The sequence below is a fragment of the Stakelama marina genome, from assembly GCF_018122655.1.
Classification (GTDB): Bacteria; Pseudomonadota; Alphaproteobacteria; order Sphingomonadales; family Sphingomonadaceae; genus Sphingomonas; species Sphingomonas marina.
On sequence record NZ_JAGRQC010000002.1, the window covers coordinates 103782 to 116724 of the forward strand.

General features: G+C 64.2%; 14 protein-coding genes. 6 read left to right on the forward strand and 8 right to left on the reverse strand.

Annotation, left to right across the window (positions count from 1 at the left end):
• Window positions 1-42: 42 nt before the first annotated feature.
• Entirely contained in the window at window positions 43-1341 is a 1299-nt protein-coding gene (locus J7S20_RS06965) for a M28 family metallopeptidase (protein WP_284053527.1), read from the forward strand.
• A 30-nt stretch (window positions 1342-1371) separates the two neighbouring features.
• Here the strand turns inward: J7S20_RS06965 and J7S20_RS06970 are convergent, their stop codons facing one another.
• The 7 genes from J7S20_RS06970 to J7S20_RS07000 all read right to left on the reverse strand — a co-directional run bounded on the left by J7S20_RS06970 (window position 1372) and on the right by J7S20_RS07000 (window position 6165).
• A complete protein-coding gene (locus J7S20_RS06970) occupies window positions 1372-2541 on the reverse strand; it encodes an RcnB family protein (RefSeq protein WP_284053528.1) in 1170 nt (389 codons plus the stop codon).
• A 145-nt stretch (window positions 2542-2686) separates the two neighbouring features.
• Window positions 2687-3169: a GAF domain-containing protein gene (locus J7S20_RS06975; RefSeq protein ID WP_284053529.1), complete on the reverse strand. Its 483-nt coding sequence runs from the start codon at window positions 3167-3169 to the stop codon at window positions 2687-2689.
• Between the two features lie 9 nt (window positions 3170-3178).
• The gene (arfB, locus tag J7S20_RS06980; protein ID WP_284053530.1) at window positions 3179-3586 is read right to left on the reverse strand and encodes an alternative ribosome rescue aminoacyl-tRNA hydrolase ArfB; all 408 of its coding nucleotides are present in this window, start codon (window positions 3584-3586) and stop codon (window positions 3179-3181) included.
• Window positions 3579-4229, reverse strand: a complete 651-nt coding sequence (locus tag J7S20_RS06985) for an RluA family pseudouridine synthase (RefSeq protein WP_284053531.1) — start codon at window positions 4227-4229, stop codon at window positions 3579-3581. Before J7S20_RS06985 ends, arfB begins: the two co-directional genes overlap by 8 nt.
• Window positions 4229-4741 carry a DUF421 domain-containing protein gene (locus J7S20_RS06990; protein ID WP_284053532.1) on the reverse strand — a complete coding sequence of 171 codons (513 nt, stop codon included), beginning with the start codon at window positions 4739-4741 and terminating at the stop codon, window positions 4229-4231. Before J7S20_RS06990 ends, J7S20_RS06985 begins: the two co-directional genes overlap by 1 nt.
• 66 nt (window positions 4742-4807) lie before the next feature.
• Window positions 4808-5410: an NAD(P)H:quinone oxidoreductase gene (gene wrbA, locus J7S20_RS06995; RefSeq protein ID WP_284053533.1), complete on the reverse strand. Its 603-nt coding sequence runs from the start codon at window positions 5408-5410 to the stop codon at window positions 4808-4810.
• Between the two features lie 44 nt (window positions 5411-5454).
• Window positions 5455-6165 (reverse strand): pirin family protein, encoded by a 711-nt coding sequence (locus tag J7S20_RS07000; RefSeq protein ID WP_284053534.1) that lies wholly within the window; start codon window positions 6163-6165, stop codon window positions 5455-5457.
• Between the two features lie 80 nt (window positions 6166-6245).
• Here J7S20_RS07000 and J7S20_RS07005 point away from each other — a divergent pair, with 80 nt between their 5' ends.
• From J7S20_RS07005 to J7S20_RS07020, 4 genes are all read left to right on the forward strand, one after another.
• Window positions 6246-7145, forward strand: a complete 900-nt coding sequence (locus tag J7S20_RS07005; RefSeq protein WP_284053535.1) for a LysR family transcriptional regulator — start codon at window positions 6246-6248, stop codon at window positions 7143-7145.
• A gap of 4 nt (window positions 7146-7149) precedes the next feature.
• Window positions 7150-8175, forward strand: coding sequence for an AI-2E family transporter (locus tag J7S20_RS07010; protein ID WP_284053536.1), 1026 nt, complete (start codon window positions 7150-7152; stop codon window positions 8173-8175).
• Window positions 8176-8321: 146 nt separating this feature from the next.
• The gene (gene ctrA / locus J7S20_RS07015) at window positions 8322-9029 is read left to right on the forward strand and encodes a response regulator transcription factor CtrA (RefSeq protein WP_284053537.1); all 708 of its coding nucleotides are present in this window, start codon (window positions 8322-8324) and stop codon (window positions 9027-9029) included.
• A 139-nt stretch (window positions 9030-9168) separates the two neighbouring features.
• Entirely contained in the window at window positions 9169-9726 is a 558-nt protein-coding gene (locus J7S20_RS07020; RefSeq protein ID WP_284053538.1) for a DUF805 domain-containing protein, read from the forward strand.
• A 16-nt stretch (window positions 9727-9742) separates the two neighbouring features.
• Here J7S20_RS07020 and J7S20_RS07025 read toward each other — a convergent pair whose 3' ends face one another.
• Complete coding sequence (locus J7S20_RS07025; protein WP_430980915.1) at window positions 9743-11410, reverse strand: amidohydrolase; 1668 nt, start codon at window positions 11408-11410, stop codon at window positions 9743-9745.
• A 140-nt stretch (window positions 11411-11550) separates the two neighbouring features.
• Between J7S20_RS07025 and J7S20_RS07030 the strand changes: the two genes are divergently transcribed.
• A complete protein-coding gene (locus J7S20_RS07030; protein WP_284053539.1) occupies window positions 11551-12795 on the forward strand; it encodes a threonine ammonia-lyase in 1245 nt (414 codons plus the stop codon).
• Window positions 12796-12943 lie beyond the last annotated feature (148 nt).

Here is a 12943-nt window from a genome sequence, read left to right on the forward strand (position 1 = left end):
CCACCCTTGCCAACGCCTGCGCGGCAGTGCAGCGTACCGGCCATGCGAAAAATCCTGCTTGCTCTTCCGCTCGTTGCGCTCGCCGCCCCGGCCAGTGCACAAGACGCCCCCGACCCTGCTCGCCTGAAGGCGACGGTCGAAAAGCTGGTCAGCTTCGGCACGCGGCATACGCTGTCATCGCCCGACGATCCGAAACGCGGCATCGGTGCGGCGCGGAAATGGTTCGGCGGACAGCTGACCAAGATATCCGACGAATGCGGCGGCTGCATCCAGGTCGCCAATATCTCGCAGGAATTCACCAACCAGCGCGCGCCCGACGGCGTGCGTGTCGTCGATGTGCTCGGCTTTCAGAAAGGGCGCGATCCCAACCGCGTCGTCATCATCCAGGGTCATATCGACAGTCGCGTCACCGACATCATGAACTCCACCAGCGATGCGCCGGGTGCCAATGACGACGCTTCGGGCGTTGCGGTTGTGCTGGAGGCGGCGCGCATCCTGTCGAAGCAGAAATTCGATGCGACGATCATCTATGCGGCGCTATCGGGCGAGGAGCAGGGACTGTTCGGCGGCCGCTTGCTGGCACAGACGGCGAAGGAACGCGGCTGGAACGTCACCGCGGTACTCAATAACGACATCGTCGGTAATACGATCGGTCAGAACGGCGTCCGGGTCGCCGACCGCGTGCGCGTCTTTTCCGAAGGCATCCGCGCGTCCGAGGACCTGAAGCAGCAGATGCAGCGTCGCGCCGACGGTGGCGAGGACGACGGCCCCAGCCGTGCGCTCGCCAAGGCCATCGACGGCGTCGCCGACAAACTTCCGGATGGGCTCGATGTCTTCGTCGACCGGCGGCCCGACCGCTTCGGCCGCGGCGGTGACCACGAACCTTTCCTGCAGCTCGGCTATCCTGCGGTGCGCTTCACCGTCGGCGCAGAGAATTATACGCAGCAACATCAGGACCTGCGCACCGAAAACGGCATCGAATATGGCGATACGGTCGACAAGATGGACTTTCCGTATCTCGCAAAGGTCGCCGCGATCAACGTCGCGACGATCAAGCGACTTGCCGATGCGCCCGCGGCACCCGAAGGCGTGTGGATGGAAGGCGCGGTTTCTACCGACACCACGGTGCATTGGAACGAGGTTCCCGGCGCTGTGGGCTATCGCATTCACTGGCGCCGCAATGACAAGCAGGACTGGACCGACCATAAGGACGTCCCGGCCGGCACGACCGAATTGAAGCTGAAAGACCTGATCGTCGACGACAATTTCGTCGGCGTGTCGTCGCTTGCCAAGGACGGATCGGAAAGCATCGTCAGCTTCGCCGGGCGCAAGCACAGCTAGGCGCGCCCGGCGCGGCAGCGCGACCGATGCCTATTGGCGGCGGCGCACCCGCCGGCGAACGATCGTCCCGTCCTGGCTGCGCCATTCCTCGGCGGCAGGAGCAGCCGGGCGGGCCGCGGCGGCGGGGTTGACTGTGATCGTGGTGGTGACCGCGGGCGGATAATAATAGCCGTTGGCGATGTATCCGCCCCCCGAATAGGTCGTGACGACGCTGCTGCAACCGCCCGAGCATGTGACCTGAGGTGCTGGCGGCGGCGGGAACGGATAGCCGCCGCGTCCCGCATATCCGCGTTCCGGGGCAACCGGAGGCTCGCCATGTTCCGGAGCAACGGGCGGTTCACCGTAATCGGGAGCCGTTTCGGGCGCGACCGGCGGCTCCCACCGACGCGGAGTCATGGGACGCGGAGGCATGGGACGCGGCTGCGCGCCGCTGTCGGCATATTGCGGCGGAGGCGGATAGCCCGCGCCCGGTTGCGGCGGCGGGCCGCGATCCGCGCTCTCTGCGCGATCGATCGCGGCACCGGCCGCCGCGCCGGCACCTCCCCCCGGTTCCATGCCGGCAACCGTATCGACCCTTCCGCTGGATGCGTTCTCCGCGACTTCCGCCCGCGCAGCCACCGGTGGTGGCGGCAGCGCCGAAGGCGGAGATGGAGCCTCCGCAACCGACCCGGGAAGATCCTGTGCCGGTGCCGATGACGGCGGAAGCGGCGTCCGTGCGATCGGCGCAGGCGGCGTCTCTTGCGTCGCTGCGACGGCTGCACCCTGTTTGCGGTGTTCGGCGACGGCCACCGGATGTTCCCAATCGACCCTGCCTGCCGTCCGATCGACCCGGCCATAACGGTCGATCAGCACCGCATCGTCGAAATAGCGCACCCATTGCTGTCCGGCGGTCGGCTCCGGCAGATTCCAGGCGGCATAATCAGCGATGCGAAAGCGTGGTGCCGTCCAATATTCGGGCAATACCCATCCGCGCACGGGCGGGCGATATTCGCCCGGGCCCGCCTTCGTAGCGGCTACCTTGGGCGCAGGCGCGGGCGCAGACGCAGGTGTCTCGGCCGCAGGCGCTGGAGTGGGCGACGGCGTTGGGGTCGGCGCGGGTTCCGGCGTGACCCAGCGGCCATTTTCGATCACCTGGCCGGCAGCGGGATCGGCGACGGCGAGCGCGGTCAGCGAAAGACCGACAAACATCATATGGCGCATCACTTCGGTCGCTCCTTCCCGCCGGCGTTCCGGAGCGGCGCGCCGGCATTAACCCGCAGTCAACCACGAGCATTTGCGAAGACTTAACCCCGCCCCGGTGCAAAGCGCGAGTCCGGATTACGGTTAAAATCTGTCCCGAAACGGATCAGCCGATGCGCGGGCCCAGCAATGCCATCAATGCCTCGCACCCAGCCGCATCCTCGCCGTCGAAGCGCGACGGATGGGGGCTGTCGAGGTCGAGCACACCGAGCAACCGGCCGCCCACGATGATCGGCACCACGAGTTCGGAGCGACTGGCGGCATCGCACGCGATATGGCCGGGAAAGGCGTGAACGTCATCGACCAGTTGCGTCTCGCGCTGTTCCGCCGCAGCTCCGCAAACGCCCTTGCCAAGCGGGATACGAATGCACGCGGCTTTGCCCTGGAACGGTCCGAGCACCAGCTCGCCGTCCACCATCCGGTAAAAGCCCGCCCAGTTGAGATCGGGCAGATATTGCCAGATCAGCGCGGCGGCATTCGCCATGTTCGCGACGGCATCGCTTTCGCCGGCGGTAAGCGCATCTAGTGCGCCTTGCAGGTCACGATACATCGCGGTCTTGGAACCGGTCGCCACGTCGAACTGATACATGATTTGTCCCTAATCGAGACGGACCTTGCCGCGGCCCGCCTTTACCTTCGAACGGCTTTTCTTCGCGTCAACACGCCGCGCCTTGGCCGCACGGCTGGGTTTGGTCTTCTTGCGGCGCGCCTGACGCACATGCGCCTTCGCAAGCAATTCGCCGGCGCGCTTGCGCGCGTCCGCCCGATTCTGTTCCTGCGTGCGAAAGCTGCGCGCCGTAATCACCAGCTCGCCGCCCCCGGTCAACCTGCTCCCCGCGAGATCCTTCAGCTGGCGATAGGCATAGGGCTGAAGCCCGAGCGCGAAGACGTCGATGCGCAACTGCACCGCAGTCGCGACCTTGTTGACGTTCTGCCCGCCCGGCCCCGAAGCGGCGATGAAACGCTCCTCGATGATCGCTTCGTCGGGAATGGCGCGTTCAGCCATGGCCGAATCCGGCTTCCTGAAACCGTTCGGGCAGCGGGCTGTCGGCGGAAATGTCGGGCTTGCCCTCGCGCGGCATGACGATCGACGCGGCGTGCAGCATCAGATGCGGACCGCCGGCGCCGTACACCGGATCGCCGGTAATCGGGATACCGAGTCCTTCGGCCGCATGGACGCGAAGCTGATGCGTCCGGCCGGTTTCGGGATAGAAGGCGACCATTGCCCTGCCCTGCCCGCGTTCGAGCACGCGCCACCGCGTCCGCGCGGCCTTGCCCTTCGGATCGCCGCGCATCCGCCAGCCGCTCGCGGCGCTCGACACTTTCAGCAGCGGCAGGTCGATTTCACCGGCATCCTCCTCCGGCGCGCCGTCGAGGATCGCGACATAACGCTTGGTCACCTGCCCGGCCTCGAACGCGGCGTGGAACCGCTTCTGCGCCTTGGGGTTGCGCGACAGGAGCAGACAGCCCGACGTATCACGGTCGAGCCGGTGGACGGCGGTCGGCAGCCGCTGAAAACCGAAGGTGAGATCATCCAGCATGTCGATCACGCAGCGCGTACCGTCGCGCGGCGGATCGACCGGAAGCCCGGCGGGCTTGTCGATCACGATTGCCTCGGCATCGATGAAGAGAACGCGATCTTCGAGCATCAGCTATTCCGTACCTCGCGCAGCACCTCGGGCGAATCGTGCCCACCATGCAGGATCGAAATATCGCCGGTAACCTCCAGGACGACGGCATCGGCCTTTTCAGGACCGGCGATATTATGTTCGCGCAGCTTGGAAAGCACATCGGCACGCGTGACGCGAGCCTTGGCCAGCGCATCGTCGAGAAACTTGCCGTGGCGCATTAGCAGCATCGGCTTGTTCTCGGCTGCGCTGCGAACAGCATCGACGCGGCGCAGCCTGGCATAGACATATTGCCACGCCGTAATCATCGCGACGCCGACGGATGCCTGCAGGAAAGCGGTCCACGAACTGCTCGACACCATCGTCGCGAGCAGCGAACCGGTGGCCAGTGTGGCGACGAAGTCGATCGCCGTCATCTTCGACAAGGTTCGCAGCCCGGCGATCCGCACGAGCAGCATGATCCAGACAAGTCCGATCAGCGACAGCAGGATACCGCGCACGATGGCGTCTGGGGCAGGGTCCAATCCGAACATGCAGGTCCAGATAGGTGCGACCGGCGGCGACGGCTACCCGTCACCGCCGGAAGCAGCATCATGCGGTCATGCAGCCAGCTTCGCCGCGGTTTCGGCAATGCGCCGCCCCTGATAGCGCGCCGCGTCGAGTTCTTCGGCATGCGGCTGGCGGCTGCCGTCGCTGTCCGAAATCGTGGTGGCGCCGTAGGGCGAGCCGCCACGCACCTTGTCGACGCCCATCTGCCCCTGAAAGCCGTAATCGAGCCCGACCACCGCCAGACCGAAATGCAGCAGGTTGGTGATGATCGAGAACAGCGTGGTCTCCTGCCCGCCATGCTGGCTGGCGGTGGAGGTGAAAGCGCCGCCGACCTTGCCGTTCAGCGCGCCCTTGGCCCACAGTCCGCCAGCGGTATCGAGGAATGCCGCCATCTGGCTCGGCATACGGCCGAAGCGCGTCGGCGCGCCGATAATGATCGCGTCATACTCCGCCAGCCGGTTGACGTCCTCGATCACCGGATGTTCGCTCTCGGTCTTGAACCCGGCCTGTTCGACGATCTCCTTGGGCGCGGTTTCGGGCACCCGGCGAATATCGACCTCGGCTCCCGCGCCACGCGCACCTTCAGCGACGGCATCGGCCATCTGCTCGATATGGCCGTAGGACGAGTAATAAAGGACTAGGACTTTGGACATGTAAGGGTTCCTTTTTCAGCGTTCATCGAAGGTTCGCGTTTGAATTATTCAGCATCGACGAGAACGATCTCGCTATCCTCGACCGCGGTGATGGTGACGGTCTGACCACCCGAAAGCGCCGCGCCGTCGCGCGCATCGAAACGCTCACTGCCGGAGTTGGAGGCAAGTTCGATCGCACCGGTCGCCGGGACCAGATAGGCATGACGCCCCTCGCCGACCGTGTACGTCACGCTGTCACCCGCCTTCAGCGTAGCCCCCAGAACCCGGGCATCGGCACGGATCGGCAGCGCGTCGTCGTCCCCGGCAAAACCCGATGCGAGCGTCACGAATCTTCCCGATCGCTCGTCGCGCGGAAACGGCTTGGCGCCCCAGCTCGGACTGCCGCCGGGCGCGCGCGGCTCGACCCATATCTGGAACAGCGTCGTCGTCTCGGGCTCGAGATTATATTCGGCGTGGCGCACGCCGGTCCCCGCGCTCATCACCTGAACATCGCCGGCGCCCGTGCGCCCCTTGTTGCCCATCGAGTCCTGATGCGTGATGGCGCCGGTGCGGACATAGGTGATGATTTCCATGTCGCGGTGAGGATGCGGCGGAAAACCGCTATTGGCGGCAATCTCGTCATCGTTCCAAACACGGATCGCGCCCCAGCCCATCCGATCCGGGTCGTAATAATTGGCGAAGGAAAAATGATGGCGCGCGTTGAGCCAGCCGTGATCGGCATGGCCCAGGCTTTCGAACGAACGTTTCTCGATCATTGCAAATCTCCGTTGCACCAAGCGGAGATAGGCGACATCATCGTAACGTAAATGGAAACGTTGGAAACGGATCGTTTCGAATGACGCTCCCCGATTTCGAAGCCTGGGCGATCTTCGCACGCGTGGTCGAACACCGCTCGTTCAGCGGCGCGGCAGAAGCGATCGGCATGTCCAAGGCGACGGTTTCGAAAGCCATCAGCCGGCTTGAAAAGCGGCTTGGCGTCACGCTGTTCCATCGCACGTCGCGCCGGCTAACCCTCACCGAAAGCGGCAACGCGCTTGCCGAACGCGCGCAGCGCATCCTGGCCGAAGGCGAATGCGCAGAGGAAGTCGCGCGCGATTCGGTCACCCGGCTTGCCGGGCCGGTACGCATAGCGGCGCCGATGCGCTTCGGCGTGGCGCGCGTGGCGCCGCTGATCGCGGACTTCATCGCCGATCATCCCGAGGTGACGATCGACCTCCATTTCTCGGACGCCAAGATCGATATCGTCGGCGAAGGGATCGACATCGCGCTCAGGATCGCCGATCTGCCCGACAGCAGCCTTCGCGCACGCCGTCTGGCAGGCGTGACGATTCACACGGTCGCAGCACCGTCCTATCTCGAACGCCGCGGGAGGCCGCGCCACCCTGCCGAACTCAGCGATCATGCCTGTTTCGGCTATACCAACGTGCCGTCGCCCAATGTCTGGCATTATCGCGGCCGCGACGGCAGCGAAATATCGGTGCGCCCCGATGGCCCGCTCTGCACCAATGCCGGTGAAGCGATGCTTCCCGCGCTTCGCGCCGGGCTTGGGATCGCGCGCCTTCCCGACTTCATCGTCGATACGGAACTGGAACAAGGACGGCTCGAGGCGGTTCTCACCGAATGGTCCTCGCCGCCCGTCGCACTTCACCTGCTCACACCGCCAGGTTCGCTTCGCCCCGCACGCGTCGAGGCGGTGATCGACTTTCTCGTCCAGCATCTGCGCAAGCCGGACTGACGCAGTGAAGCGCCTCACCCCCGATCCCGACGATTCGCGCTATCTGCGCCGACTGGTGCTGACGATCGTCGTCGTTGCCGTCGTCGTGTCGCTTTATCTCGCGCTCGACCTGCTGATCCTCGCCTTCGGGTCGATGCTGGGGGCGATCACCATCCTCGCCATCGCCGATTTCTATTGCGACAAGTTCCACATGCCCAAACGCGCGGCGGTGCCCGCGGGCATCTTAACCGCGCTCGCGCTGCTGGCATTTCTTGTATGGCTCGTCGCCTGGCAATTCGGCGAACAGATCAACGCGCTCGTCACCGCGCTTCCCGGGCTGGTGCAAAAGCTTGAAACCGCGATGTCGCAGTCACCGGTCGGGGCAAAGATCGTCGACGCGGTCAAGGCAGCCTTTGCCGGGTCGCGGATCGCGCAGGATATCGGCGGGCTGGTGACGGGATCGGTCGAGCTGCTGCTCAACTTCATCCTGCTCGTCGTCGGCGCGATCTTTCTCGCCTCCGACCCTGAGGTCTACAAGCGCGGCTTCCTGTTGCTCGTTCCCGCATCGAAGCGCGACGCCTTTGCCGACGCGCTGGAAGATACGTCGGACACGCTGCGGCTCTGGCTGCGCGCGCAGCTGATCCAGATGACCACGATGGGCATCCTGGTCGGGGTCGGTCTGTGGATTTCAGGCGTGCCTTCCGCGGCCGCGCTCGGCCTGATCGCAGCGCTCAGCGAATTCATTCCCTATGTCGGGCCCACCGCCGCGATGCTGCCCGCGCTCGGCCTTGCCGCGACGGAAAGCAACCATGCGCTGGTCGGCGCGCTGGTCACCTATGTCGTCGTGAGGCTGATCCAGAGCAATTTCATCACGCCCTATGTAACGTCGCGCGTGGTCGATATTCCGCCGGCGATGACGCTGTTCACGATCATCGCGATCGGGATGATCTTCGGCCTGTTCGGGCTGTTCTTTTCGGCTGCGCTGCTGGTGGTCTTCTTTACCCTCGTTCGCCGTATTTACCTGCGGGAAACCTTGGGCGAAGACGTTTAGGTAACACCTGATTCGCTCGCGACTCGCGGATTTCCGCTGGTTAGGGAGAAATTAACCTTTTGCCTTCAGACCTGTTTAGGTTAATGAAACCGGGCAGGGGCGTTCCAGCAACCACAGGGGCGTCCGCAACGGGACAGGGGAAACCGATGCGCGTTTTGCTGATCGAAGACGAACCGAGCACCGCCAAGGCGATCGAGCTGATGCTCACGACCGAGGGATTTAACGTCTACACGACCGATCTTGGCGAAGAGGGCCTCGATCTTGGCAAGCTGTACGACTACGACATCATCCTGCTCGACCTGAACCTTCCCGACATGCACGGCTATGACGTGCTGAAGAAGCTGCGCGTCGCCAAGGTGCAGACGCCGGTTCTGATCCTGTCGGGCATTTCGGAAATGGATTCGAAGGTGCGCAGCTTCGGCTTCGGCGCCGACGACTATGTGACCAAGCCTTTCCATCGCGACGAGCTGGTAGCGCGTATCCACGCCGTCGTCCGCCGGTCGAAGGGGCACAGCCAGTCGGTTATCAAGACGGGCAAGCTGGCGGTCAATCTCGATGCCAAGACGGTCGAGGTCGATGGCGCCCGCGTCCATCTGACCGGCAAGGAATATGCGATGCTGGAGCTGCTCTCGCTCCGCAAGGGCACGACGCTGACCAAGGAAATGTTCCTCAACCACCTCTATGGCGGGATGGACGAACCCGAACTCAAGATCATCGACGTCTTCATCTGCAAGCTGCGCAAGAAGCTGTCGATGGCGACCGACGGCGACAATTATATCGAGACCGTCTGGGGTCGCGGCTATGTGCTGCGCGATCCGGACGAGGCCGAACAGACCGAAACCAAAGTCGCCTGATCCGAGCGCGACCGAACAGAACTTTGGGGGCGAGGGCCGCACCGTCGGGGGAGACGGTGCGGCCCTTTTCGTCTGTACTTTCGACAAAGCGGGCCGGAGGCGTTACCAACGGCGACATTCCTATCGGGAGATACCGGATATGCGCGAAGCCCTCGCGTCGATCGGAAATCAGTTGCGCAGCCTGCTGAACTTTACCGGCCGCGACAATCGCGCTGCCTTCTGGCCCTATGCCGGTCTCGTCGTCTCGATTCTCTTTGTGGCTTGGAGCCTGTTCATGGGCCATGCGCTCGTGAACGGCATGGGGAGCGCACAACAGCTCGGCAGCGCGCAAGCGGCGGCAGGTGGACTTTCCGGACAGACGGCGCCGAATTTCGGTGCGATGATACAGGCGATGGAGGTTCTGGTGCTGGCAGCGGTCGCGCTGTTGGCTGCGGCCGTGACGAGGCGACTGCACGACAGCGGGCGGTCCGGGCTATGGGGTCTGGCTCCCCTCCCCTTTCTGCTGTTCGGGTTGCTTGCGATGAGCAAGATTTTCCACGGCTTTCAGAATGGCGGAGAGCCGGGAACCACGGCGCTGGTCGCGATCTTCGTCAACAATATCGTCTATCTCGCGATGCTGGGACTTCTTATATTCTTCCTCGCAAAGCCGGGCACGCGCGGCGACAACCGCTACGGCCCCACGCTGCCGAAACCCTAGCGCGACAGCGCCGCCGCTATTTGCGTTTCCAGACCGGCAGCCCGCCAACCCATGTCTGGAGCACCTTCGTTTCCCGCAGTTCGCTCGGCGAGGCGAGCGTCGGATCGCGATCGACGATCAGGAAATCGGCCTGCTCGCCCGGCGCGAGCGTACCGAACTTGTCTTCCGCGAACCCCGCATAGGCTCCGCCCTGCGTAAAGGCGCGCCACGCCTGTTCGCGCGTGATCGCCTCTTCGGGATGCCAGCCGCCAAAAGGTTCTCCATTGGCATCCTGCCGGGTAAACGCGACCGCCCATCCGACAAACGGATTGGGCTCCTCGACCGGATAATCCGAACCGAAGGCAAGCGGCACGCCCATGTCGAGCATCGATTTCCATGCATAGGCGCCCTTCAACCGCGCCTCACCCAGCCGCACTTCGGCCATGTGCATGTCCGATGTCGCGTGCGTCGGCTGCATCGAAGCGACGATGCCGTGCTTGGCGAACCGCGGCAGATCGACCGGATCGACGATCTGCGCATGTTCGATCCGCCAGCGCCGATCACCCTTGTACGTGTCGGAAAGCTCGGCGATCGCGTCGAGCACCTGCTGGTTCGCCCGGTCGCCGATGGCATGCACCGCAAGCTGGAATCCGTCCATCGCCCCGCGGCTCATCAGGTTGAGAAGCTGATCGTCGGCGAGAAGCTGATTGCCGGTCTGCTTCGGCGCATCGGCATAGGGTTGTTTCAGCCACGCCCCGCGCGAACCCAGCGCGCCGTCGGCATAGAGCTTGATCCCCACGACCTTCAGCTTGTCGTCGTAAAGCCACGGCGTCGGCCCCGGCCCCGCGATGATCTGCGCGGTATCGACGCCCAGCGCATAGCTCATGATCCGCATGCGCAGGCGATTGGTGTCGCCCGCCCTGCGAAACGTCATCCAATCCTCCAGCGACGTGCCCATGTCCGCAGTCGCGGTGATGCCGTCGCTGAGCAGCTTTTCCTGCGCGCGGACAAAGGCGAGGTCGCGGTCGCGCGGCGTCGGCTTGGGCACGACCTTCTCGATCAGCGCGGTTGCCGCATCGACGAAGATCCCGGTGGGTTTTCCGTTCGCATCACGCTCGATCCGGCCGCCCTTCGGCGTCTCGGTCTTCGCGGTGACACCCGCCGCCTTCATCGCCGCCGAATTCGCCCAGCCGGCATGGCCGTCGGCCCGCATCAGCCAGACCGGCTTGTCGGGTGCGATGGTATCGAGATCGGCTGCGGTCGGAAAGCGGCCCAGCCCCCATTTTTCCTGATTCCAGCCGCCCCCCAGAATCCAGGGCCGCCCCTCGTTCTTGGCGGTGAACGCCGCGATCTTGCGCTGCGCTTCCTCAAGCGAACTGGTATCGGACAGGTCGAGCGACAGTTCGCGAAAGCCCAGTTCCATCACATGGCCATGTGCGTCGATCATGCCGGGGATCAGCACCTTGCCGTGCATATCCTCCCGCCAGTCGGGGCGTTCGGGCCGCTTGTCCTTGCGCCCAAGCAACTTCTTCACGGTGCCATCATCATTGATGACGATGCCGGTGAAGTGGATGACCCTGCCATCCTTGTCGAGCGCGACGCCGGTAACATCGTCGACCAGCCCATCGGCCCTGGCGGGCATGGCAAGCAGCATCGCCGCTGCGGACAGCGCGGATGCGAATACGCGGAACTTCACTTGGGGCATCTCCTTGCGGTCGGGGCGAACCTCGGCGCGGCCGATAGGACGAACGCGATCATGAAAGCGCGCATAGGACGTGTTCGGGGCCAAGGCCAGATCATCCAAGACCGTTGCCGTTTTTCGGCACAGGGCTTAGGGCGCTGCGCATGGCTACCTCTCCCGCGTCCGCCCCGGCATCGCCGCCCGTCACCATCGACGACATCCGCGCAGCGCATGCGCGGATCGGCGACCAGATCGTTCGCACGCCGACGCTGCTCAGCAAAACACTTTCCGAGCTCACCGGCGCCAAGGTTTATCTGAAGTTCGAAAACCTGCAATTCACCGCTGCCTACAAGGAACGCGGCGCGCTCAACACGCTGCTACTTCTCGACGACGAAGCGCGGTCAAAGGGTGTGATCGCGGCATCGGCGGGCAATCACGCGCAGGGCCTTGCCTATCACGCCACCCGTCTCGGCGTGCCTTCGACCATCGTCATGCCGAAGAACACGCCGACGGTAAAAGTCACCCAGACCGAAGGCCACGGCGCGACCGTCATCCTCGAAGGCGAGACCTTCGACGAGGCCTATGCCCATGCCCGCAAGCTGGAGGCGGAGCGCGGCTATACCTTCGTTCATCCTTTCGACGACCCGCGCATCATCGCGGGACAGGGCACGGCAGCGCTCGAGATGCTGGCCGATGTGCCCGACATCGATACGCTGGTGATCCCGATCGGCGGCGGCGGCCTGATCTCCGGATCGGCGACCGTCGCCAAGGCGCAGGATCATCCGATCGAGGTGGTGGGCGTAGAGGCCGAGCTCTACCCCTCGATGTACAACCGGCTGAATCACGAGCAGCGCCCATGTGCCGGCGATACGCTGGCAGAGGGTATTGCGGTGAAGGAGCCGGGGTCGATCACCTCCGGCATCGTCGAGCAACTGGTCGACGAAATTCTGCTCGTGAGCGAACGCAAGCTCGAAGAATCGGTCAGCCTGCTGCTCCAGATCGAAAAGACCGTGGTCGAAGGCGCCGGCGCCGCCGGCCTTGCCGCGCTGCTCGAATATCCCGGCCGGTTCGAAGGCAAGACCGTCGGCACGATATTGTGCGGCGGCAATATCGACACGCGCCTGCTGGCCAATGTCCTGCTGCGCGACCTCGCCCGCTCGGGCCGCCTCGCGCGGCTGCGCATCCGCCTCCAGGATCGGCCGGGCGCGCTATTCAACGTCGCCAAGGTGTTCCACGAACAGGGCGTCAACATCATCGAGGTCTATCACCAGCGCGTTTTCACCTCGCTGCCGGCAAAGGGCCTTATCACCGATATCGAGTGCGAAACGCGCGACCGCGCGCATCTCGACCGGCTGATGACCGCGCTGCGCGACGCCAATTACGAGGTCAGCCAGGTCGAACTGGCCTGACGAACCGAATCAAAAACGCGGTGAATCGAATCGCGCCCGCGTTCTCGAACCGATTCCGATGCGATAGTATAGGACTTGCGCCGGATTCCGCGTCAGTGCGGAAAAGGATTCATCCACAGTTTCTTGAATGTGTTAACCTTCTTTCATG